Origin of the sequence: Desulfosporosinus nitroreducens (assembly GCF_023897015.1) — a bacterium.
Lineage (GTDB): Bacteria > Bacillota > Desulfitobacteriia > Desulfitobacteriales > Desulfitobacteriaceae > Desulfosporosinus > Desulfosporosinus nitroreducens.
Genome location: NZ_JAMHFY010000024.1, coordinates 31,878 through 56,002 on the forward strand (window position 1 = coordinate 31,878; position 24,125 = coordinate 56,002).

Annotated in this window: 15 protein-coding genes, 1 pseudogene and 1 riboswitch; of the genes and pseudogenes, 12 read left to right on the forward strand and 4 right to left on the reverse strand. The window is 41.4% G+C overall.

Going from position 1 to position 24,125, the window contains the following annotated elements:
- Nucleotides 1-41 precede the first annotated feature (41 nt).
- The 4 genes from M8E35_RS20540 to M8E35_RS20555 all read left to right on the forward strand — a co-directional run bounded on the left by M8E35_RS20540 (nucleotide 42) and on the right by M8E35_RS20555 (nucleotide 5,523).
- Nucleotides 42-1,196 (forward strand): ABC transporter permease, encoded by a 1,155-nt coding sequence (locus M8E35_RS20540; protein ID WP_252471851.1) that lies wholly within the window; start codon nucleotides 42-44, stop codon nucleotides 1,194-1,196.
- The gene (locus tag M8E35_RS20545) at nucleotides 1,189-1,902 is read left to right on the forward strand and encodes an ABC transporter ATP-binding protein (protein WP_252471853.1); all 714 of its coding nucleotides are present in this window, start codon (nucleotides 1,189-1,191) and stop codon (nucleotides 1,900-1,902) included. Before M8E35_RS20540 ends, M8E35_RS20545 begins: the two co-directional genes overlap by 8 nt.
- Nucleotides 1,903-2,566: 664 nt before the next feature.
- Nucleotides 2,567-2,704 carry a hypothetical protein gene (locus M8E35_RS20550; RefSeq protein WP_252471855.1) on the forward strand — a complete coding sequence of 46 codons (138 nt, stop codon included), beginning with the start codon at nucleotides 2,567-2,569 and terminating at the stop codon, nucleotides 2,702-2,704.
- Nucleotides 2,705-2,778: 74 nt separating this feature from the next.
- Nucleotides 2,779-5,523 carry a bacterial Ig-like domain-containing protein gene (locus M8E35_RS20555; RefSeq protein WP_373887468.1) on the forward strand — a complete coding sequence of 915 codons (2,745 nt, stop codon included), beginning with the start codon at nucleotides 2,779-2,781 and terminating at the stop codon, nucleotides 5,521-5,523.
- 540 nt (nucleotides 5,524-6,063) lie between these two features.
- On the opposite strand, the gene M8E35_RS20560 is transcribed toward M8E35_RS20555, so the two are convergent.
- The 4 genes from M8E35_RS20560 to M8E35_RS20575 all read right to left on the reverse strand — a co-directional run bounded on the left by M8E35_RS20560 (nucleotide 6,064) and on the right by M8E35_RS20575 (nucleotide 11,290).
- Complete coding sequence (locus M8E35_RS20560; RefSeq protein ID WP_252471859.1) at nucleotides 6,064-7,542, reverse strand: S8 family peptidase; 1,479 nt, start codon at nucleotides 7,540-7,542, stop codon at nucleotides 6,064-6,066.
- Nucleotides 7,543-7,971: 429 nt separating this feature from the next.
- Nucleotides 7,972-8,646 carry an ADP-ribosyltransferase gene (locus M8E35_RS20565; RefSeq protein WP_309446490.1) on the reverse strand — a complete coding sequence of 225 codons (675 nt, stop codon included), beginning with the start codon at nucleotides 8,644-8,646 and terminating at the stop codon, nucleotides 7,972-7,974.
- A 180-nt stretch (nucleotides 8,647-8,826) separates the two neighbouring features.
- Complete coding sequence (locus M8E35_RS20570; RefSeq protein WP_252471861.1) at nucleotides 8,827-10,305, reverse strand: C40 family peptidase; 1,479 nt, start codon at nucleotides 10,303-10,305, stop codon at nucleotides 8,827-8,829.
- 3 nt (nucleotides 10,306-10,308) lie between these two features.
- Nucleotides 10,309-10,445, reverse strand: a riboswitch (cyclic di-AMP (ydaO/yuaA leader).
- A 125-nt stretch (nucleotides 10,446-10,570) separates the two neighbouring features.
- The gene (locus M8E35_RS20575) at nucleotides 10,571-11,290 is read right to left on the reverse strand and encodes a lysophospholipid acyltransferase family protein (protein WP_252471863.1); all 720 of its coding nucleotides are present in this window, start codon (nucleotides 11,288-11,290) and stop codon (nucleotides 10,571-10,573) included.
- A gap of 325 nt (nucleotides 11,291-11,615) precedes the next feature.
- On the opposite strand from M8E35_RS20575, the gene M8E35_RS20580 reads away from it, so the two are divergent.
- The 8 genes and pseudogenes from M8E35_RS20580 to M8E35_RS20615 all read left to right on the forward strand — a co-directional run bounded on the left by M8E35_RS20580 (nucleotide 11,616) and on the right by M8E35_RS20615 (nucleotide 23,931).
- Nucleotides 11,616-12,275, forward strand: a complete 660-nt coding sequence (locus M8E35_RS20580; protein WP_252471865.1) for a winged helix-turn-helix transcriptional regulator — start codon at nucleotides 11,616-11,618, stop codon at nucleotides 12,273-12,275.
- 199 nt (nucleotides 12,276-12,474) lie between these two features.
- Nucleotides 12,475-14,721, forward strand: a complete 2,247-nt coding sequence (locus M8E35_RS20585) for a molybdopterin-containing oxidoreductase family protein (protein WP_252471891.1) — start codon at nucleotides 12,475-12,477, stop codon at nucleotides 14,719-14,721.
- 392 nt (nucleotides 14,722-15,113) lie between these two features.
- Entirely contained in the window at nucleotides 15,114-15,614 is a 501-nt protein-coding gene (locus tag M8E35_RS20590) for an RNA polymerase sigma factor (protein ID WP_373887469.1), read from the forward strand.
- Entirely contained in the window at nucleotides 15,614-16,927 is a 1,314-nt protein-coding gene (locus M8E35_RS20595; RefSeq protein ID WP_252471895.1) for a DUF4179 domain-containing protein, read from the forward strand. The genes M8E35_RS20590 and M8E35_RS20595 overlap by 1 nt, the downstream gene beginning before the upstream one ends.
- Before the next feature lie 370 nt (nucleotides 16,928-17,297).
- Nucleotides 17,298-19,124 (forward strand): sigma 54-interacting transcriptional regulator, encoded by a 1,827-nt coding sequence (locus M8E35_RS20600; protein WP_252471897.1) that lies wholly within the window; start codon nucleotides 17,298-17,300, stop codon nucleotides 19,122-19,124.
- A gap of 293 nt (nucleotides 19,125-19,417) precedes the next feature.
- Nucleotides 19,418-20,761 (forward strand): acetyl-CoA hydrolase/transferase family protein, encoded by a 1,344-nt coding sequence (locus M8E35_RS20605; RefSeq protein ID WP_252471908.1) that lies wholly within the window; start codon nucleotides 19,418-19,420, stop codon nucleotides 20,759-20,761.
- A 57-nt stretch (nucleotides 20,762-20,818) separates the two neighbouring features.
- Nucleotides 20,819-22,047, forward strand: a pseudogene (locus tag M8E35_RS20610) (thiolase family protein).
- Between the two features lie 48 nt (nucleotides 22,048-22,095).
- A complete protein-coding gene (locus M8E35_RS20615) occupies nucleotides 22,096-23,931 on the forward strand; it encodes an acyl-CoA dehydrogenase family protein (protein ID WP_252471910.1) in 1,836 nt (611 codons plus the stop codon).
- The last annotated feature ends 194 nt before the right edge of the window (nucleotides 23,932-24,125 follow it).

The window sequence follows — 24,125 nt, forward strand, 5'->3', positions numbered from 1 at the left end:
CCTTCCATTAAATATACAACTAAGAGAGGACTAAAATTGTTGTGTTGTTACCTTTAAAGATCGCGTGGCGGTTTCTACTTGATAAAAAATTACAAACAATCTTAGTCATTTTAGGCATAGCCATAGGAGTCTCTGTTCAGATTTTTATCGGTCTGGTCAGTCAAGGACTTGAAAAGACATTAGTGAATAAAATATTAGCTTATAACCCCCATATTACCATGTACTCCAAAAGTGGAGGATTTAGTGACTGGGAGAAGGAAGCGGACAGGATCAGAAGCGATTTCCCAGAAGTTGAAGCGGTATCCCCAAATGTCAATAGCCAAGCGTGGATAAAACTTGGGAAAATGACGATCCCTATACTTGTACGGGGGTTTAATATCACGGACACCGAGCGTCTATATAACATTACAGCGGCAATATACGAAGGAAGTTCACCGGTTAATGATAATGAGATTTTACTCGGCAAAGAATTAGCTGAGCGATTAGATGTCAAGGTCGGGGATGAGGTCAGTATCTTAACCCTTGGTAGACAAACGGTGACTATGAAAATTGTTGGCTTGTATGATTTCGGAGTTACTAAGATTAATAAAGCGTGGGTGATTACGAATTTGACGACCGCGCAAAACTTCATCGGTTTTGGTGATAAAGTGACTGAGATCGAATTAGCGATTAACGACCCGTTTCAGGCAGATGTTGTCAGTGACCAAATTAGCAGCGCCCTGTCTGGGGAAGAGTTAGCTCTTTCTAATTGGAAAGACCAGAATCAGTTAATGGTCAGTGCTATCGCAGGCCAAAAAATAGTGACCCTTGTCATCCAATTCTTCATTATGCTGGCGACCATTATAAGTATTGTCAATATATTGACAATTAACGTCTTCCAAAAATCAAAACAAGTTGGTATCTTAAAGGCCATGGGTCTTACGGATTTTTCGGCAAGCCTTGTCTTTTTCTATCAAGCCTTATTACTTAGTCTTGTAGGAATCGCGCTTAGTCTTGGTTTCCTTGTCGGCTTTCTTAGAGGATTCAATCGATACATTGTGACTGCTCAAGGATCACCTGTCGTGAATGTTACCGTGGATTATAGGTTTATCGCGTTATCTATCCTTATTTTCTTTGTGGTTTCAATGGCAACTGCCATTTTCCCTGCGCTTAGGTGTATCAAATTAAATCCAATTGAGGTAATTAAAAATGCCTAATGTCATTGAATTGAAAAATGTTAATAAGATCTATGGGACTAGGGTAAAGTCGCAAATTCTTTATGATATTAATTTAGAAATTGAGGAAAACAGCATTAACTCAGTTGTTGGAGCCTCTGGAAGTGGTAAAACAACGCTTTTAAATATCATGGGTACGCTCGATAGGCCTACTAGTGGGGAAGTCATCATCGATGGATCTAATACTAAAAATATGGCACAGCACAAGTTAGCTAAATTGCGGAATCAGGCAATAGGATTTATTTTTCAATTTCATTTTTTATTACAGGAATTCAATGTCTTTGACAATGTTCTCATGCCTAGTAAAATACAAAGAAACAACCGGACAGAGGTGAAGGAAAGGGCGAATCGCTTATTAGATATGTTAGGGCTATATAAGTATCGCCAATACAATGTTCTTGACCTATCCGGAGGGCAACAGCAACGTGTAGCAATTGCCAGGTCGCTGATCAATAACCCTAAGATTATTTTGGCTGATGAGCCAACGGGAAACCTCGATCTACATAGTTCAGAAGATGTTTATAACATCTTTAAACAAGTGAACAAAGAGTATGGTGTTGCTTTTGTTATTGTTACCCATGACAAACAATTAGCTGGCCGCGTCATTAAAATTCAAGATGGGTTGCTCGCCTCGCGTTCAGCTCGTGGGTGGGAGGGAGCTTCTTCCGGTCGCTCCCCCGGGGTCTGACTCCCACAGAGCTCTTTTGGCGTTTCGAAAATAGAGCTTGAAATAATAATTTAAAAACCAAAAAGGGTAGAAAAACTTTAGGCTAGTTTTCTGACCCTAAGATTAGCAAATTCGAGATGTTTATGGTGCTGGATTAACTGCAGACCCCTCGAATGTTCCCTCGTTACCTTTGAGACTTGCTGTAAATTAGTACTGTTGTATAAAGATAGAATGCAAAAAGAGTCACACGTGATGTGTGGCTGTTTTGCATTCTGCTTTCAATTTTGAATCAACCTGTAGGAAATATCTGGGGGTTAATTTATTTTTCTGTAGCTTATACGGATGTGCAAATATTGGAAGCATCTTATAATAAGTCTGGATATATGGGTTCTAGGCTCACACCATCCACAATAAAATTTGGAGTTGAACCTGTCCATTGTTTATGATGAGTATTTGCTTTCAGTTGGTTCAGGCAAACTTCTGTGGCCGTTACCCGAGAAGACATCTATAACGTTTAGAGATTTATGAGGTTCGTAGATAGAGAAAGAGCCATTGATTAAAGTCAATAGCTTAAAGGAACGTAATAATTCGGTGCAGCATATTGAACCTCATGATACAACAAAATATTGCCGTGTTAGGTGGTATGTTCATACTTGGATAGAATTAGAAAGTGGGAGGGAGTATCATGAGAATACTTAGAACTAGCAAAGTGAATACATTTCTTGTCTGTATGATGATGATGGCTATTTTATTGTGTTGTAGCAGTCAAGTACAAGCAGCACAGGACGGAGATTATGCTTACTATAACTGGGTGGCGGCGTAAATATTACGAAGTACACAGGGGCTGGAGGAGTTGTTACAATACCAAGCACAATAGGTGGATTTCCTGTCACAGGCATCGCTTACAATGCTTTTTCCAATAATACAGGTTTAACTAGTATTACCATTCCGCAAGAAGTAACAGGTATCGGTGACAATGCTTTTTCCGGTTGCACAGGCTTAACTAGTATTCGCTTTAACTCGGCAACAACATCAATATCTGATGAAGCGTATACAATCCCAGCCACAACAAAGATTATAGGCTATGACCCATCTACCGCAAAAACATACGCCACAAAATATAACCGGGAGTTTGAAGTTATAACCCTGCAAAGTATAGCCATAACTACTCCAGCTACCAAATTAAACTATACAATAGGCGATACATTAGATATAAGTGGATTAATAGTGACTGGGACTTATAGCGATGGTAGCACTAAGGTAGAGACTATAACTACTGCGAATATAACGGGCTTCAACAGCACAGTAGCGACAACAGATCAAGTTCTGACTATCACAGTTGGTGCTAAGACAACAACTTACAAAGTGCAAATCGTAGACGCACCGATAACCCTGCAAAGTATAGCCATAACTACTCCAGCTACCAAATTAAACTATACAGTAGGCAATACCTTAGATATAAGTGGATTAGTAGTGACTGGGACTTATAGCGATGGTAGCACCAAGGTAGAGCCTATAACTACTGCGAATATAACTGGCTTCAACAGTACAGTAGCGACAACAGATCAAGTTCTGACTATCACAGTTGGTGCTAAGACAACGACTTACAAAGTTCAAATCGTAGCCGCACCAATAACCCTGCAAAGTATAGCCATAACTACTCCAGCTACCAAATTAAACTATACAGTAGGCGATACATTAGATATAAGTGGATTAGTAGTGACTGGGACTTATAGCGATGATAGCACTAAGGTAGAGCCTATAACTACTGCGAATATAAAGGGCTTTAACAGTACAGTAGCGACAACAGATCAGGTTCTAACTATCACAGTTGGTGCTAAGATAATGACTTACAAAGTGCAAATCGTAGACGCACCGATAACCCTGCAAAGTATAGCCATAACTACTCCAGCTACCAAATTAAACTATACAGTAGGCGATACATTAGATATAAGTGGATTAGTAGTGACTGGGACTTATAGCGATGGCAGCACTAAGGTAGAGCCTATAACTACTGCGAATATAACGGGCTTCAACAGTACAGGAGCGACAACAGATCAGGTTCTAACTATCACAGTTGGTGCTAAGACAACGACTTACAAAGTGCAAATCGTAGCCGCACCGATAACTGTAACAGGAGTAAGCTTAAGTAAAAATGTTACAACCATAAACGTAGGTGCTAATGAAACTTTAAGTGCCACTATCACACCGACCAACGCTACTAATAAAAATGTCTCTTGGAATTCGAGCGATCCAGCTATAGCAACGGTAGACTCAAACGGCAAAGTAGTAGGTGTCAGTGCAGGGGCATCAGTTATTACCGTAACAACGGTGGATGGAAGAAAGACAGCCACTTGTACAGTAACAGTAATTAACTCAGATGCAACAGTAACAGGCTTAATATTAAAGACTATTAGCAACAGTGAGATCGACTTAAACTGGGATAAGGTAAACGGAGCAAAGTCATATACTATTTATCGTGCAACAAGTGAAAATGACACCTATGCTGAGGTTGGAAGTGTAAAGAAAGCCAGCTTTAAGGATACCAAACTTGAACCGTCTACTAGCTACTGGTACAAGGTAACAGCAGTAACAACTGGTGGAGAAAGTGGATTTTCTGACATCAAAACTGCTACCACTCTCCCTTTGACTCCAAGCGGAGGTTCGTCACATACGGCAACTCTTGATCAAATCGTAACTGAAATTATGTCCTACCGTGGCTATCTTAATCCGAGTGAAAAAGATTCCCTTAATGAAGCCAGATCAAACCTCTTGACTGCAGTGCAAGATGGGACTTTAAGCAGTGCCGCCGATGGACTTTTGACGGATCAAGTGGTGGCAAAATTTCAAGCAAAAGGTGTTACGAGAGCTGATGCAAAAGTGGCAATCATCAAAGCCCTCCAAGGTTTTCAAGCGATCCACTATTCTGATGACAACGCTACTATTGAAAGAGCACTCGTAAAGTTTAAAACCGAGAATGGGAAAACATTCAGAACGCTTTTCGGAGATAACTTTAAAGTAGAATTATTCTATGGTTTCATGATGGCTACGCAAGATGAGCTCCAAAAAGAGATCAAAAAAGATAAAAAAAATCCATCCGCTTTATTAGGCCTCGTAGGCGGTTCTAGTACAGAAATCAAGGATAAATTAGTTGAATGGCTGAAAACAGCCTTGCACAATGTTGCAGATCCTGCGAATAGTAAGTACCACGTCTTTGATCAAAAGCTCGCAGATATTGGCTGGAATATAGATTTACTTGTTGAAACGCAACGTCAGTTAGGGGCGGTTATTGATCCATCGAATGCCGCTGAAAAAGCCGTAGCAATGTCTGTTATCCGCTCTCAAATCCAATGCAAAATGAATGGAATTATCTGCGATCCGTTAACCCCTCTGACATTGAAAAAAGGTGATAATAAACTTAAACTTGATCTTTCTGTCAAAGGGATAGATACTGGTGCATTTAATCTTGCAGGCCTACTTGCTTGGAAGACCGATAATTCGGCGATTGCAACTGTTGCTGAGGATGGCTCTTCAATTAAAGCAGGTACTACAAAAGGTACAACAGTCATTACTGCTTATAGGATGAATGATTCACAAGTAGAAACCAACGAGTTAATCAGGATCACAGTGGCTGTAAATTAATTGGCTTTTGCTCAAGGCGAGTACTACACTCGCTAGTTGCGGGAAGACATATCGGATTATACAGAGAGTTGGGGTTTCCAGCTCTCTACTTTTTTACGTCAATCTTTTCAAGACAGTGGTTTCACTCAACTTATTGAAATTTCAGGCTGCAGAGAGATATGGAAATTTGTTTGCAGAAACTATTCCTGAGCAGGCTGATTCGTTTATTAGCCGTTCCTACTCCAATATTGTCGAATAAAACTGTTGATATGAGTTATGTTGTTGTTGCTACAGAAAGCATTTTGCCCTTTCTTAAAAAGGGCGAAGAAGATATCTATAACTTGAGTTATGGTTTACTGAACGACTCGTTCGTTTACCGTACAATGACTAGAGTGAACAATCCACGAAGATGGTCATGCTTCAGAGTGGATAAGAGAAGCCGTTTTGTACTACCTTGGCTTAGGAGAGCGACCAGACAATTTTAAGGGTTAAGCTTAAAATTGTCTGTTACAAAGTCCTAAGATAATAAAAATGTGTTCAAAGGAAGTGCCTTCCGGAAAGTTATTTCTTCATTCCAGTTAATGCGGTGTAACTATTAGCCTCGCCCGCGCCAAAGAGCTCATCGTTTCCAGGTTTACCTAAATCGACCGCTGTCTGTTGAATCAATGCAGTCACTTGGGCTGGGGTCAATCCCGGATTATGGGCTTTAATGACTCCGGCAATCCCTGCAACTTTCGGTGAAGCCATTGAGGTACCTTGCATCAGAGCATAGCCCCGAAGATTTGATGTAATATAGGGCTCCATGTTAGTCGGAAAGGTGCTAAACGTATGGTAGTGGAGGTCTAGTAACTTGAGATCACCGGTTTGGTCATAGATTGGTCCAAAGTCACCACCGGGGGCGGCTACATCGATGGAGCGGGATCCATAATTAGAGTAGAAAGCAATTTTATCTTTAGACCATTCGTTAGAAGAGGATACGGTAATAACTCCCGGGGTTTGTCCCGGTACTTCACGAGATGCGCCTTTAAACTTAAATCCTAAGTAACCGAATGTTTGATTCATGTAGCTTGTGATTACATTCGGATTGTTTAAGTTAAGAGACTCATTCCCTGCAGCAGTGACGACTGTGACATTATGATCTACAGCGTATTTAATGGCACGTCTGTATAAAAGTGCATCAGCAACGTCACTATAAGCATTTTTGTCATCTAAGTATGTATAACGAGAGATACTATCAAATCCACCGATGGACATATTTATGACGTCTACTTGGTCTTTAGCCGCTTGTACAATAGCCGAAATAATCCAGGTTGTCTGCGTGTTGCCGCTAGCAGAGAAGATACGATAAGCACGGATTCCTAGATCGGGTCCAATCCCGTGCATTTTGCCATTAGATGCAATAGAACCCGCAACGTGCGTACCGTGTCCGTAGCGATCACCATAGTCATTAGGATCATCAGTTTCGGTTGCGTCTCCGTCTGCATTGGCCGGTACAAAGTTTTGTCCGCCAACAATGTTATTTTTTAGATCTGGATGGTTAAAATCAATCCCACTGTCAATGATACCGACAATCGCCTTGTGGATTACTGTTCCGTTAATTTCCACACCGCCAGTCTCCAGTGCATAAGAATCTCCATTATGGGTAATCCGTTGAATATCCCATTGATAGTCCCAGTAACTATCGGTTTGATCAGCTTGAGGAATATCTGTAACTGGTTGACCGTTAGCATCCACAGGGTTGATCTTCTTATCATCTAATTTTAAAACCAACGAAACGTTTGCGGCTTGGATCCCCTTAATTGCTTTCAGATTATTTAAAAAGTAAGGGTTATCTGATTGTACCTCGAGCCCTGATACCTCAGGCAATACCCTAAGTATCTTACCTCCAGCTTTGGAAATAACTAGATCATAGTCAGTGGGAATTTGTTGCTGGAAAGCAATCGTGTAGGTGTTTTTTGTCTGAGATGCCCCGGCTGGAGCAATGAACGCAGCCGTGATTAAGCTTACCGTGACTACCAAGCTAAGAAACTTCCTATTCACTTTTCTATACTCCTTTTCTAAAATTATTCTTTTCTGCATCTTCCAACTAGATGGTCAGAGAGCACTTGTTAAATTATACAAATAGATTAAGTAAAATGCTATGAAATTTACCATTTTTTAAAAATTAAGTAATAAATAACTTTTATAACGACAAGCATTGTCCTCGTAATGACAGGCGATTGTCCGTAATAGTCTTTCTTCGAAGAAACCGATTTAGACCGTGACCTAAAAAAGAGAGAACACCGTTTTGTGAGATACGCAGACGACTGTAACCCCAACAATTCCTACTGGGAACGTCAGGACTTCATCGGTATAAGGAACTTCGTAACCTTTAGGAACCGCCTAGTGCGGACCACATGCTAGGTGGTGTGAGAGGATGGGGGCTAGCCTAGCCGACCCCTCCTACTCGAATGTTATTTTTCAGAGAATTCATTGGACATTGCACAGTAAAATTGCATGTGTATCGGTATAAAAAATAATTTTCTCCACCGTATAGGTTGAATTTCTTTTTAAGAGCAGTTCATCTTCTGTTTTAATGTTGCTGATACTTTTTAAACAAGCAGCATTAAAATATTTTGGGACTTTTAAGATAAATAGTACATCACCAGAGTATTCGATATTACCGTTAAAAAATAAAGTAGTACTCGAATAACCCTTTTCAAGAAACTTTGCTCCATTATAGATACTTAAAAAATTAGTGAGCTCTTGGAAACCTTCTAAATCTATCCATCTAAAAGTAATTATATCCTCAGGAGTTGACGCCTTTTCTATAGCAGAATCTATATGCATAATTCGATTTTTATACCTCGGATATCTACAATGACGCAAATGCTCGTTGAATTTGAAAGAACATGAAGTATATAGTTTGATGGTTTTAATTTCTTCCTGAGTTAGGTGTTGTTCCCATGAACTGTAGTTCAGTTTACTCCATTGTCTAATCTCGTCTCTAAGTTCAAATATACGGAATGAATCATTAACTTTGAGGTATTTAAGTAAGTTAAAAACATCCTGTAAGGTGTCGGAAAAGTCCTTGTTATTAAGTTGAGCAGATATATTTTCTTTCCTAAAGATTGATTGCCATATTTCTTTAACTTTTATAAATATAAAACATAACCTCCTTTGCTTAAAGGGTAGTTATGTTTCATATTTATTTGGATAGCACCAAGAAATGACTAATACTGCTTTAGTTTATCAACGTTAGAGGCAAATTCTAATTCGATAGTTAGACCAAAGAAAAAGAGTAACAACATCGTTGTTACTCTTGAAAAGTTATTTTTATCTCTATTAATACCTGCGAGCACCAAGATAACGAGAGGAGTAGAAGCTGTCACCAAGACTGGATGTTTTAACATCGCTTTGGGGGTTGCTGGCGTGAACAAAACGCCCTCCACCAATATAAATACCTACATGAGAGGCACCTTTAGCGTAGGTTGAAAAGAATACTAAATCACCTGCACGAAGGTCATTTTTACTAACTGGAGTTCCGGAAGCGAATTGTGCATAAGAGGTTCGAGGAAGAGATATACCAGAACTTGATAAGACGTACTTTGTAAAACCTGAACAGTCAAAACCACTTTTTGTTGTTCCGCCAAAAACATAAGGCGTACCTTGCAAGCTAAGTGCACGGTCTACGATATTTGAAGAACCGCCGCTTCCGCGAGATAGGGTAGAAGCTACCATGACTGGTTGCTTACTGGGGCCCTGAGCAATGACGCGATTGACTGGATTTTGTGTTACTTTTTCATCTACCACCTGCTTGGTAACGTCGATACCATTCTTTTGAACATAAGAATATGTTACTGTTTTTGAACCATTATTGCCTTGCTCAATTACTTTCGTTTGTCCAACCTTTAAACTATTGTCATTATTTGTTACGACATCATAGGGAATAGTTTCTGCACCTGTAAATGTCCCTTCACTTACAACGGTAAGATAAGGAGTTGTAGAAACTAGTTTAATAATTTGGCCGGGCTGCAATTTCGTATCCTTGCTCGTTCCCGGATTACCAGCTAATACTTCATCCGTTAACATATCGTTTTTGCGGGCAATTAGCCACCAAGAATCGTTGGGTTGTACAGTATAATCCTTTGTAGTTACTTTACCGTCAATCAACTCTTTGAAAGCTTGTTCAAGTGGTTTCATTTGATCTGGTTGGACTTCTGTTGCTTCAACACTAACCTGTTCGGCAAAACTAACGGAAGTTACCTTGTTTTCCTCACTGGGTTTAACATAATAGTCTTCATACTCTTCAAGAAGTTTATCGGAATCCTCTTTACTAGGCAGATATGCGACAACTGAACCGTCTGCTTCTAACTTATAACCTTCAAGATAAAACCCTAATTTTTCTTCTAACATCTCCTCGTTTAAAGAAGATTCGAAATAGACTGCAGGATTAACTCTGAGGGTTTCATAGGTGATTTGGTCATGGGTTTTGGCAACTACTCCAAATGGCTCGCCTTGTTGTTTTAGAATTGTTTCGACGAGGTTTTTACCGGCATCAACATTTTTGGCTAACCCAATTTGTTGACCGTTAATCATAACCGCAGCAGCGGCAGTTGTTGTCGAAAGATAATAGGTGAGACCGCCAGTTAGGATAACCACAATAGATAAGCCACCAACGACGCGTGGTGATTTCCATGAGACTTTTTTTAAGGTACTGTTGATAAATCGTTTGAGCAACGTTTTTTTCTGAGTCCAATTAAAATGTTTGATTCTAGTATGTACCGAACCTTTTAACCGTAATATGACTGGAGACAAATGCATATTTCTTTCACCTTTCTCAGCTTACGAGGTTAGTTGACGGATTCGGGCACAAGGTGTAAGCCCTACGCATTTAGTATGCGTTTCACCCCATAAAAAAAGATCCCCCGCTCTAGGTATCCTAGATTCAGCCTTTGTTTTTTTGCGTCGACATAATGTATTCGACATGATACGGAAATTTCCTCTAAAATTAATCGTAGAAATAAATGGAAATTGGCATTCCGAGACTTATTAGGAACCTAATTTTAGATCAACTTAGTACAAGATTTTAATGAGAGAGGCCTCGATTGATAATTTTCCTGACCCTTTCCGGCAATTCCGAGGCTTGCTCCTTGGTTAGTTTGGCAGTTGGGATGGGGTCAAAAATAGTTATTTCTACATGGGCTGGCTTAATTTTAAAGCCGTTTTGTTCCATTATCTTATACGAACCGCGAATCGTAATCGGAACAATGGGAACACCAGACTTCAACGCCAACTTCAAGCTCCCAGGTTTAAATTCGCCTAGAGTTTCACCTTTGCTGCGAGTGCCTTCAGGGAAAATGACCATAGAATATCCTTCTTTAAGATGTTCTGCAGCCTGGTTTATAACTTTAAGAGATTGTCGTATATCTGAACGGTCCATAAAAACACACTTCAAATGAGTCATCCAGGTTCGAATTAGGGGTAATTTTAGAAGCTCAACTTTTGCAATAAAGGCCTTAGGCTTATCAATATAACCCAAGAGAATAGGGATGTCAAAATTCCCCTGGTGATTGCTGACGAAAAGAACTGGGCCTTCAGAAGGGATGTTCTCCTCCCCGCTGATGGTAACAGTAACTCCTGCAAGCTTAACGAGAGTATGAGCCCATTTCTTTGCCGTTTGGTTTGTGAGCTGGTCATGTTCAACGGTTTTTCCCATTTTCTCTAATAGGTTAACTTTTAACAGTGTTGGTTGAATGGCTATGAGGTGTATCCAAAAATATGTAAACCATAGAATTGTTCGAAACATTAATCTACCCTCATCCTTTTTAGGATATTATACCAAAAATTAAGATACACAGAAACCTAAACATAAAATTCCTGAGTAATCATTTCGTAAGCCGTCCGGATAAGTGCCGGACGCCGGGTATGTTACTGATAAATTTATATATGTGTTAGCTGAGGAGGTCATTGAATCCATCACCATAATAGGTGCTGGAAATACCAATGGAGTTGTAAGGTTAAATTGACAGTAAATTAATCGAGAAGACTTGACAGCTGGCGTTAAGAAATTTATTATTAGTATAATAAAGATACTATAATTAGTATACTTACTTTCAGAAAGGTAATTCACAATGACACGAAAGTACAACCATTATTGTCCTGTGGCTTTTTCATTAGAGGTAATTGGTGGTAAATGGTCTTTTACTATCATTCGAGATTTGCTCACTAGGCCCCAAAGGTTTAGTGACCTGTTGCAGTACTCAAGCAACGTCACGCCTAAGGGACTTACGCTTGCACTCCGGCAACTTGAGGAGACTGGTATTGTTGAACGAGAGGAACAGCCGGGCCATCGCGAGGTTTGGTACAGGCTAACGCGTGCAGGTCAAGACCTGCGTCCTGTGGTGGAGGCAATGAAGGAGTGGGGCCTGAAACATGCAATGCGGCCACCATTGCCAGGCGAAGTGGTTCGCCCTGATCTAGCGATGGATGTCATTACAGATTCCCTCAATAAACGAGGCCGTAAGTTGCCTCAACCTACAACATGGTTGATGTGTTTCACGCATGGGGGAGCCCATGTCTTATCGTTTGATGGTGATCGATGGTCAACAAGTAAAGGAGAGCAAGCAGATCCGGACGTCCGAGTGACGGTATCTCCCGAAGCGTGGGCGACATTTTTGGCTGTTAAACGGAGTGAGAGAGATCAGTATGTTCAATCGTTGCAACTCGATGGCTCACCCGAACGTGTCGAGGAGTTTTTACGGGCCTTTGTCGTTAGAGATACACTTTACTAACATCAAGGTAAACGGTTTGGAAAACAGAGTAGAAAAGGCTAACAAGTGTACATACGGGAGGAGTCTATTCGGAGTATTGTTTAGTGAAGCGATTTTTTAGCCCTTCTATTTTGATTTAAAAGGTTCACAGAGGAAAGGAGAGATTAGGAACGAGCGAATAAGAAAGATGAACTAATATGAAGTACGAGGAGGGCTAAACTTGAGCGAATGGAAAAAGACCAGTTGCGTGCTTTGTGCCCAAAATTGCGGTCTCGAGGCGTTGGTGGAGAATAACCAAATTGTTAAGGTCAAACCTGACAAAGATAATCCCCGCAGCCAGGGATATGCTTGCCGAAAGGGGCTCAATATCGCTTATTACCAGCATCACAGTGATCGTCTTACTCACCCCTTGAAAAAAGTGGGGAAGGATTTCGTGCCCATCTCCTGGGAACAGGCACTCACAGAGATCGCGGAAAAACTACGAACCATCGTAGATGAGCATGGGCCACGTTCCTTGGCCTTTATGGGTCTGGGAGGCTTGGGAGGTCATTCTGAAGCAGTTTTCGGACTTCGTCTTTTACGTTCTTTGGGCTCGAAATACTACTATAATGCCTTGGCTGGAGAACTTACCGGTTTATACTGGGGCTATGGTCGAACTATAGGCAGGCAATATAATTTTACGATCTTCGATCACGATCAGACGGATCTCCTGTTAGCCATCGGTTGGAACGGTTGGATGAGCCATCAGATGCCTCAGGCCAGAAGATACCTTGATAAGATGTCCAAAGACCCAGGAAAAATGCTAGTAGTCATAGATCCCCGTCCTTCAGAGACTGCAAAAAAAGCAGATATTCATCTGGCTTTGCGTCCGGGTACCGATGCCCTGCTAACTCGTGCTTTGATCGCCATCATCTTACAGGAAGGATGGCAAAATCAACCATATATTGATCTGCATGTGAGTCAATTTGAGCAAATCGATCCCTGGTTTAAGAATTTTGATGCCAGGGAGGCCTGCAGAGTATGTGAACTGAACTATGATCAAGTCAAAGAAGTAGCACGACTTTTTGCCACGCGAAAATCATCACTTCATGCGGACCTTGGGGTACTTATGGGCAGGCATAGTTCAGTGACGACTTATTTACAAATCATACTGCTCGCCATCTGTGGACGCCTTTTTGTTCCAGGGGGGAATGTTGTTCCAGGTTATTTAATGACCATGGGACCACACACGGATGATCGGAATCCTAAGCACTGGAAAACCATGTCAACCGGTTTCCCTACAATTCTAGGCATGCATCCACCTAACGCAATGCCAGAAGAAATTGACAATAACCACCCCGAACGGCTACGGGCGGTACTTATTTCTTCCAGTAACCCTGTGCGCTCTTTTGCTGACACGACGGCCTATGAACAAGCCTTCTCCAAGCTGGATCTATTGGTTACTATTGATATTGCCATGACGGAAACAGCTAAGATGTCAGATTACGTACTGCCAGATCGCTCGCTTTATGAGAGATGGGATACTACTTACTTCCAGCTCAATTATCCCGAAATATATTGCCAAATGCGTCAGCCCATCGTGAAACCAGAGGGGGAACTCCTCGAAGGAAGTGAAATCTTTACTCGTCTGGCCGATAAACTAGGCTTTATTCCGGCAATCCCAGAATCACTTTATTCTGCTGCTAAAAAATCCCGAATAGAATATGGTCAGGCATTATATGCCTATATGAAATCGGAACCGAAGGCAGCGGCAATAATGCCATTTGTGGTGGCTAAAACTCTAGGCCAAGAAATGGGATCAGTTAACTTAGCCTGGATGTGGGCTCTGCTTCAAACTGTCCCCCAGAGTTTCAAGGAAAATGCAGTTCGGGCTGGCTTCAAACTCGGTCTCACTATGGGTGATGACATCTTTCAAGCAATCCTTGATCATCCGGAAGGTTTATGGATCGGTAAGGTGGACCCAGACAACAACTTTGCCAACCTAAAAACGGAGGATAATCGCATCAACTTATATATACCAGAAGTCGAAGAATGGGTTACTGGCATAACCCCAGAGTATGAAGAAGAACAACTTCAGTCTGAAGGTAAGTACCCCTTTGTTCTTTTGGCAGGACGGCACATGGATGAGAATGCCAATACCTTAATTCGGAATCCTGAGTGGAACCGTGGGCGAAGAGCTTGTACCGTGGCTATGAATCCGGAGGATGCCGAGGGGCTGGGCCTAAATGACCAACAAATCGTGAAGGTTACCACTGAAGCAGGGTCTGTGAACATTGAACTGGAAACCACCACGGACACTCGCCTCGGAATGGTGATCATTCCGCATGGCTTTGGGTTGGAATTTAACGGAGAGATATACGGAGTGGGGGTTAATCGATTGACCAAAAATACTAATCGCGATCGCATTGCAGGTACGCCTTTACATCGTTATGTGCGCTGTCAGGTGGAAGCGGTTATCGATTCTTAAGAAACACAATTCAAAATGGCCGATGTTTAGGAAGATATGCGATCTGGAGAAAATGAGTAATCTTATAAATGGCTAAGATAACAATGACATAGGATTTCGGTCAGAGGGTAAGCACTAATGATCAAGATGGTAAGCGAACTCGATCCTGGAAAATCGGGAAGAGTTATGAAAGTAATGCTCCAATGAAGAAAATGGATATTAGCAAGGGTATGAGGGATAGAATTATGAAGAGCACTCAATTAATGGGTGCTCTTTTCGACTTAACTATTTGAATTGCAGTACATACCAGTGAATATTTAAAAATATTTCGCCCGTAAAATGAACTTATTAGGTAAGATAGAACTCATAGGTATAGAAGTGAGGTGAAAGCTTTGGAAAATGAGTTTGCCCAGATGATAAAACGAGCAAAAATGGGGGATAAAGAGGTGATTATAGAACTCATCATGAGGCAAAAACAGGATTATTATCGCCTCGCCTATACCTTTATGAAGAACCAAGATGACGCATTAGACGTCATGGAAGATATGATACTAAAAGTTTATGAAAATATTAAGAAGCTTAACGATAATAATGCTTTTTATAGTTGGAGTAAAGCAATCCTAGTTAATTGTTGTAAAAATAACTTAAGGAGAAAGAATAGGATCATATTGATCAGCAATATTCAGGAAGGCCCCCACGAAGATGTCTTTCAAGTAAAGGATGAACAACTAGATATTGAAAAACACATGAAAAAGCTCAATCAAAAACACCTGGAAGTTCTAAAATTAAGGTATTACCTTGATATGGATTATGAATCTATTGCTGCTATCTTAAAAATTCCGTTAGGAACAGTCAAATCACGAATTCACACTGGGCTTCTAAAATTAAAACAGAGCATGGGAGTGAGTAACTGATGAACAATATAGAAGATATTCTTAAAACACAAAAGTGTAAAATTGATCAAATTGAAGTTCCCGAAGAGTTGGAGGGTCGACTGCGAACTGCCTTAAATAGAGACAAACAATTTAGACTAAGAAACAGAGCTAAAGTTTATGTCGCGGCCATGGTTATGGTGGTTACTCTATTACTATCGTTTAATTATGATGTAATTGCTTTTTATAGTAAACAGCTCCTAGGGTATGATCAGGTCATGAACGATTCTTTGAAAGAATTAAGTGAACTTGGTAAAGGACAACCGGTGGGAAAAGGCTTTGTATTCGACAATGGAGTCTCATTAACAGTTGATTACGTAATGTTAGATGAAAATCAACTTTTAGTGTTCTATACCGTAAAAGATCCATCAGGGCACGTCGAAGAAAATGACATCTTATCTATAATGTCCTTAAAAGGCTTTTGGGGAGAATATTACCATCAGAATTCCCAGGGTATTATTAATGAAGAGAAAACTGAAATAAAATATCTCGCCAGCTTTGAGCCTCCAAAGCCTTTTGAAAAAGGCTTAACCTTAAGATTTTCGCAAATACGCAAGGGAACACAAACGCCTGCTGAGATCAGCTTTACTTTAAACAGGAATACTGCTATGGGACATACACTAAAAGAGACTCTCAATGAGACGATTAAAGTTGATCAAGCCCATATTAAAATTGAATCTATTCTTGCATCCCCTACAAAAACAGTGATCGAGGGTTCTATACAAAATATTTTCGAATTAGCTAAAGGGCAGCTCAGTGGAGAGAGACTTCGACCGACAGATCTAACGCTAAAGCTTATTGCCAATGGAAAAGAAGTTCCCGTACAAGGGGGTGGGATGAGCACTGACATGAAAGGGATTACTTTTCACAGTGATTATGATCCTTTACCCTCAGATTTAGAGCAACTCCAACTAGAATTGGTCAAGTTTGGAGCAGATCACGATGTGAATCGACAGTTTAAGTTGGGGAGAACTAACGATAGCGAGAAGCAGAAGTTAAATATTCTAGGGCAAATAGTAGAGATAGATCAAATTAAAACTTCCCAGGGAGAGACGCATATAACCATTAGCAGTGAAGAGAGCCTTATCTTAAGTCGGGTATATTTAATGATTGATGGACAGAAAGTCCCCCTAGAAGAAACCATTATGGACAATTATGATAAACTTCAGGATGGTACCATTATTCATACAAGAACGCTGCGTTTCTTGGGTGCGGGGGATGAGTTGGAACTAGATGTCCAAAGAATGACATATTCAAAAAGCTATGATGAAATGCTAGAGATACCGATCAATTAAATAATGGCTCAGATAATAGGTAAGAGTTAGGGCATTCAGACAGATGTTTGGATGTTCTAGCTTCTTGTTTTTAAGTTAAGAAGGGATGGGCTCTAACTATATACTGATAAGAACTGGCTTTCCCACATCCCACCCAGGCTGAAGGAAGTCTGGGCGAACAGCTTGTTTTATCACAATTGGCCTCAATGAAATGATATAATCAATCTAGGGTCTAATGTTTAACGTATTAATTCCACGCTGGCAAACTATAATGTTTAGCCGTTACCTGGATGAAAAGGAACTAGAAAACGAGAGCGTCGAAGTATTAATGACTCTTCTATGATAGTTGCCAGATTTATTTCAATCCAAGGATGGAAAAGGGGGATGCGAGGTGGGTGTTTTCTCGGATATGATCATTGGGTCTGGGATAGATACAATGGATTGCATGATTACACTTGATTTCCCAAAGGTTTCTCAAGATCGAAATATTTATGAAGTCTATGAAGAATTTGGCCAATCGTTAGACTGTGTTTATGTCTTAAACAGAGACGGATTATTGGTGGGTCTTCTAGATCAGGCTGCTATGCTGCAGGCCGGAGCTCGTAAGAATATGCAAAAATTAGCAGGGGAGCTCGTGTGTAAGGTTCCGATGTGCTTGCCCTCGAGTAGTTCGGTTCAAGAGGCGATCACCCTTTTCTTAAAACTAAAAGTGAACGAAGTCCCAGTTACTGATGAGACGAGACGGATGATCGGAGTACTCAAGCTTTGGCCGTTGTTTGATTACCAGGCAAGCAAGTTGGAGAGGTTAGAACAAGAGCTTAACAAATCCAAAAAGCTAACAGCTACATTGGAAGCGGTTATAGAAAATCCGTATGAAGGTATGGTTGTTGTCGACGAAAATAGCCACGTGACTATGATTAATAACTTCTATTTAGAGGTCCTTGGGGTAACAAGGGAACAAGCTCTGGGACGGCATATTTGCGAACTAACCCCACATTCAGAACTTCCAAACATTGTGCGTACGGGTAAGGCCCAATTCGTAGACTACTGGAAAGTTGGAGACCGGGATTTTATGATTATCCGGGCACCCATCAAAAAAGATGGCAAGACAATTGGCGCACTTGGCAAGACCCTCTTTAAGGATATGGGTCTAGCCCATGTCTTCGCCCGAAAACTGGCCCAATTGGAAAATGACCTGAAGTTTTATAAAGAAGAGTTGCGCAAAATTCACAGCGCTACTTATACTTTTGATGATATTATCGGAGAAGGATTTAAAATTACAGCAACCATACGCTTAGCTCAACGGGCTGCTCGTACAACCTCAACCGTTCTGTTAACGGGGGAGAGTGGAACGGGAAAAGAGTTGTTCGCTCATGCTATTCATAATTATAGCGTGCGGCGCCATGGACCATTTATTAAGGTTAACTGTGCCGCTATTCCTGAACAGCTCTTAGAATCTGAGCTGTTTGGTTATGTTGAAGGGGCCTTCACCGGAGCAAGCAAAGATGGCAAACCCGGTAAATTTGAACTGGCGAACCATGGTACTATCTTCTTGGACGAGATCGGGGATATGAGCCTAACAATGCAAGCCAAGCTTTTACGTGTCATTCAGGAACGTGAAATTGAAAGGATAGGCGGAACGCAACCTTTCAAAATCGATGTGCGTATTATTACAGCTACTAACCGCAAATTAGAAAAAATGTTGCAGGAAGGGACGTTTCGGGAGGACCTTTTCTATCGGTTAAATGTTATGGTTCTTGAGTTACCTTGCTTACGGGAAAGGTCTGGGGACATTAGATTACTGGCAAATTACATGGTGACTAAATTAAACCAAAAATTAGAGACAGATGTGGAAGGTATTTCTCAAGAAGCCATGCAAATATTACAAAACTATGCATGGCCAGGTAACGTCCGAGAACTAGAGAGCGTTTTGGAACGAACGATGAACATGGTTGATGAGCCGATTATTTTACCTGAACATTTACCGGCTCGAATACTGCAGGCCAAAATGAGCGTGAATGATCCTCAGAGCGGAGAACATAGCAGATTCGAGGAAGGCAGAAATTTTGCTGAAAAAGAGTTGTTGGTTGACGCTTTGAGGCGTGCCAAGGGCAATAAGGCGCAAGCTGCAAAAATCTTGGGGATTCACAGATCTGTTCTGTATAAGAAACTTACGAAGCATGGGCTTGGTGGTGAGGTTTTGTCTGGGGAGTTGTAATCTGAACGATCGTCGGGTTGCTTGATCGAGACAAGGCGTCTTTTATGAGAGCATATTGTCTCCAATAGGAGACATCGAAAATGTATCAATGCGGCATTATTTTAAGATGGTTCTAAATAATCTCATTAGATGATTTGACTAGGGGCAGGGTTTTTCCTGGCCTTTTTTGTTTTCATTAAATAATTATTAAAAAAAGTCAGAAATTTGGATCTATTCTTGCATATTGAGTGAATTAATAGAGGGGGCAGTTGGGGCAAAATCTTCTGAGAATAAATAATTAGGGAGGGGTCGATTTGGATTATAAAAAGGAGTACGAGCGTAAATTTGTCACTGCTGACGAAGCAGTTAAGGTCGTGAAATCAGGTGATGTTGTTCATTATGGTGAATTCATGATGGCTTCACATGTTTTGGATGCCGCTTTGGCCAAGAGGTGTGATGAATTAGAAGGGGTTAATATTAGAACAGTTACCTGTCCGTTTATACCCCAAACTATTGTCAATGATCCGGAAAGGAAACATTTTATTTATAATGACTGGCATTTTAGTGGAGCCAGCAGAAAACTGCATGATAAAAATTTGTGCAACTATATTCCCCTGACCTATCATGAAGGTCCCAGTTTTTTTGACCGAAGTTGGGTACCGGTTGATGTAGCTTTGATCAAGGTTACTCCTCCTGATCAACATGGCTATGTAAACTTGGGCACATCGAATTCTATAACACATGCCTTCTGTGATGCTGCTAAAATCGTGATTGCTGAAGTAAACGAGTCCGTACCCCGATGTTTAGGTGGCTCCAGGGAGACCTTACATGTATCCGAAATCGACTATTTTGTTCAGGGTGACAATAGACCTCTTATTCAGCTCCCCGAAACCCCAATCTCAGATGTGGATAAGATAATCGCCAAAATTATTCTGGAACAAATCGAAGATGGTGCCTGTTTACAGTTAGGAATTGGGGCTATGCCCAATGCAGTTGGCGCAATGATCGCCCAATCGGACTTAAAAGACTTAGGTGTTCACACAGAAATGCTGGTCGATTCATTTGTGGATATGTACGAAGCTGGAAGAATTACGGGTCTGGGCAAACAGCTTGATAAAGGTAAGATGGTCTATACCTTTGCCATGGGAACCAACAAGCTCTATGATTTTTTGAATAACAATCCTATTTGTGCAAGTTACCCGGTGGATTATACGAATGAACCTGACATAATATGCCGAAACGATAATATGATCTGCATTAACAATGCGATAGAAGTAGATCTCTATGGTCAGGTGGCATCGGAATCATCAGGTACACGGCAGATTTCTGGAACTGGCGGCCAGTTAGACTATATTTATGGGTCTTATAAATCTAAAGGAGGTAAGGGGTTGATCTGTCTTACCTCGACCTTCGTTGCCAGTGAGGGCAAGTTGCAATCCCGCATTACGCCTACTATAAGTCCAGGGTCGATTGTTACCGTGCCTAGGAGTATTAATTATTATGTAGTCACTGAATACGGAATAGCAATGCTGAAGGGAAAGAGTACGTGGCAAAGAGCCGAGGCCTTAATAAATATTGCTCATCCTGATCTGCGTGATGAATTGATCAAAGAAGCGGATGTCAATAAGATTTGGGTGCGATCCAACAAGAGAACCTAAGGCTGTAGATCTGCTGAATTTGGGGAGGGCTAATTAATATTAAAGGGGTTTTAAATTATGGTAATGCAACTTAATGAAGTTGTAATGGTTAGCGCTTGCAGAACACCTATTGGTTCTTATGGAGGGTCGCTCCAACCAGTGCCCGCCAATGAATTGACCAAGCTTGTTGCTGCTGAGGCTATAAAACGTGCGGGAATTGATCCGAAACAGGTCGATGAAATCGTGGCTGGAATGTGCTTAGGTCATGGTAATGGCTCGTGTCCCCCCCGTATTGTGGCTATGGAGATTGGTATGGATCCTAAATCAAGTGCCTGTATGGTCAACCAGAACTGTGCATCTGCAATGAGAGCCGTGGAAATCGCTGCTATGAAACTGCAACTAGGCAAATACGAAATAGCGCTAGTAACTGGTACTGAAAGTATGAGTAATATCCCTTACATCTCTACGACATCCAGATGGGGTGCAAGAATGGGCGATGTCAAACTTCAGGACGCCATGCTTGCAGATGGACTAGTATGCCAACTAGCCGGTTCCCATATGGGAGGAACTGCTGAAAATATCGCTGAACAGTATGGAATTACCAGAGAAGAATGTGATGAGCTAGCTCTACTTAGCCATCAGAGGGCAATAAGGGCTATTGACGAAGGTCGTTTTGTCAGAGAGATTGTTCCTGTTTCAGTCAAAAAGGGGAAGAAAGAATACGTGTTCAAGCAGGACGAACATTCTATTCGAGGTGCAAGCTTCGAAAGTATGGCCAAGCTGAAACCTGCATTTAAAAAGGACGGTGTTGTAACTGCTGGCAACGCTTCTGGTCTAAATGACGCAGCGGCGGCTGTCGTTTTGATGACCAAGAAAAAGGCTGAGGAACTGGGAATTAAACCTCTAATGAAACTTATAAATATCTGTGATGAAGGGGTAGAAGCTAGTGTTATGGGCTTAGGTCCCGCTGTTGCTATACCCAAATGTTTGAAAGAAGCTGGAATAAAGTATGAAGACGTTGATTACTGGGAAATCAACGAAGCCTTTGCCGCCCAAGTGATGGTGTTGGCAAGAAGATAAAAGATGAAGCAGGCATCACTTTCAACATAGGTACGTTCGAGCAGGATGGCAACATTAACACGAATGGTTCTGGAATTGGATTAGGACATCCGGTTGGGGCTACCGGACTGCGCATCATTGTCAGTCTTTATTATGAACTGGAGAGACTTGGGAAAACAGTTGGCGGCGCTTCCCTTTGCGTAGGTGGCGGAGCAGCTATGGCTTCTCTGTGGACTCGAGAGATATAGATGGTGTAAGAAATTCGTGAAAAAATTTAGGCTGGAGGGAATGTAAACATGGCGTCTAATTTTGCAGTTAATAATATTAGAGATTTTGAATTTATTATTCAAGAATGGCTTCCAACTGAGGGGGTTTTTAACTACCCGCAGTTTGCAGATTATTATTCCAAGGATGATATTAAATCAGTCTTAGATCCAGTTTTAAAAATGTGCAAGGCAGTAATTGAGCCGACCAATGGCGAAAACGAGACTCATCCAGCTACCTTTGCTGACGGTAAGGTAACTACCCCGCCTAGCTTAGGACCTCTTTTCCACAAGTTGCAGGAAGAGGGCTGGGGTACCAGCAATATTGATGATTCACCCGATGCTATGGTATTACCGGAAATGTTGAATGCCGCTGTTTGGGAGCTGATTTGTGCGGCAAATCCCACCTTTATGCCCTATGTGCTGCTGACCAGTGGGGCAGCCGGTCTAATTCAAAGCTTTGGCGATGACAAATTAAAAGCTAAGTTCCTTCCTAATATGATGAATGGAACCTGGGCTGGAACTATGTGTTTGACTGAGCCCGGAGCAGGGTCCGATGTAGGCGATATTCTTTCTAAAGCCTATCCGACTGACGATCCGCGGATCTTTAAGATCAAAGGCAATAAGATATTCATAACTGGTGGCAACAATGATTTTACGGAAAATATCATTCACCTCTACTTAGCTCGTATAGAAGGTGCTAAACCCGGTACCAGCGGAATTTCTCTATTTGTAGTTCCTAAGTTATGGGTTAACGAAGATGGAAGCTTGGAAGACAATGATTTTCTAAACACCGGGATAGAGCATAAAATGGGCCAGCATGGTTCGGTCACAGCTGCTTTATCTGCTGGGGAAAACGATAATTGTCGAGGCTGGCTGCTGGGTAAAGACCCACGTGAAAACGAGGGCAAGGGGGAAGGTATGGCCCAGATGTTTCAAATGATGAACATGGCCCGGATAGAAACAGGTCATATGGCGCTGTCCTGTATTATCAACGCCTTTGCGAATGCCCGAGATAATGCTAAAGAAAGAGTTCAGGGCCGCTTGCTGACAAATCCCAAAGCTGGTCGGGTATCCATTATTAACCATGAGGATATTAAGCGCACTCTGATGATGGGCAAAGCACATATTGAAGCCATGCGGGCCATGATGTACAGGGTTTATCTGGCTTTTGACCAGAGGCATCGCGATCCTGATCCTGCAGTAAGGCAAGCTGCCAACGACCTGATCGATATAGCCACCCCGCTTTGCAAGGCCTATCCTTCTGATGAAGGATGGTGGCTCATTGGCGAAGCAATCCAATCCTATGGCGGGTATGGCTACTGTGAAGAGTATCACCTGTCCCAAATCGCTCGCGACATGAAGATTTACTCCATCTGGGAAGGAACTAATTATATCCAGTCCATGGATCTGATTGGCCGTAAGATGAACATGAAGGGCGGCACTGTCTTTGGGGCTTGGGTACAAGAAATGGTCGATTTCTACGTAGCGAATAAAGGCAATGAAGCCTTAAACAAGGAATTTTCTAACCTGGGCAAGGCACTTGACGCTTATCAAGCTATGCTTAAGGCCTTGAACGGATACACCAAAACCAATATGAGCATGATTCCTCTCTATTCCCGTCGTATCTTGACCGCTTCTGCCCAGCTATTCTGTGGTAGGCAGATCCTTGACCAAGCGGTATTGGCTGATAAGAGGGCTAAAGAAGTGGGAGAAGGACATTTTGATTATAATTTCTACATTGGAAAAGTAGCCGCTGCTAAGTACTATTTACACAATGTAGTTCCCAATGTGTGGTCAGTTGCAGAGATAGTAATAGATGGTGATACTTCAGCTCTTGATGTTCCGGTAGATGTTTTCGAATACTAGAAGACAAGAGAGCAAATTAAAACAGGGAGTGTCGCAAATTTTTGAAGTAGTAAGCGATGCTCCCCTTTGCTTTGTACGGAAAAATAATTTAGTAATTGGTTTATAACTTACAAAACTTAAAATAGTTATCAAAAATATTCCCGAAATTAATGTTTCAATATTTACCCATTATGAGTTCCCATGTCTTATTTCAA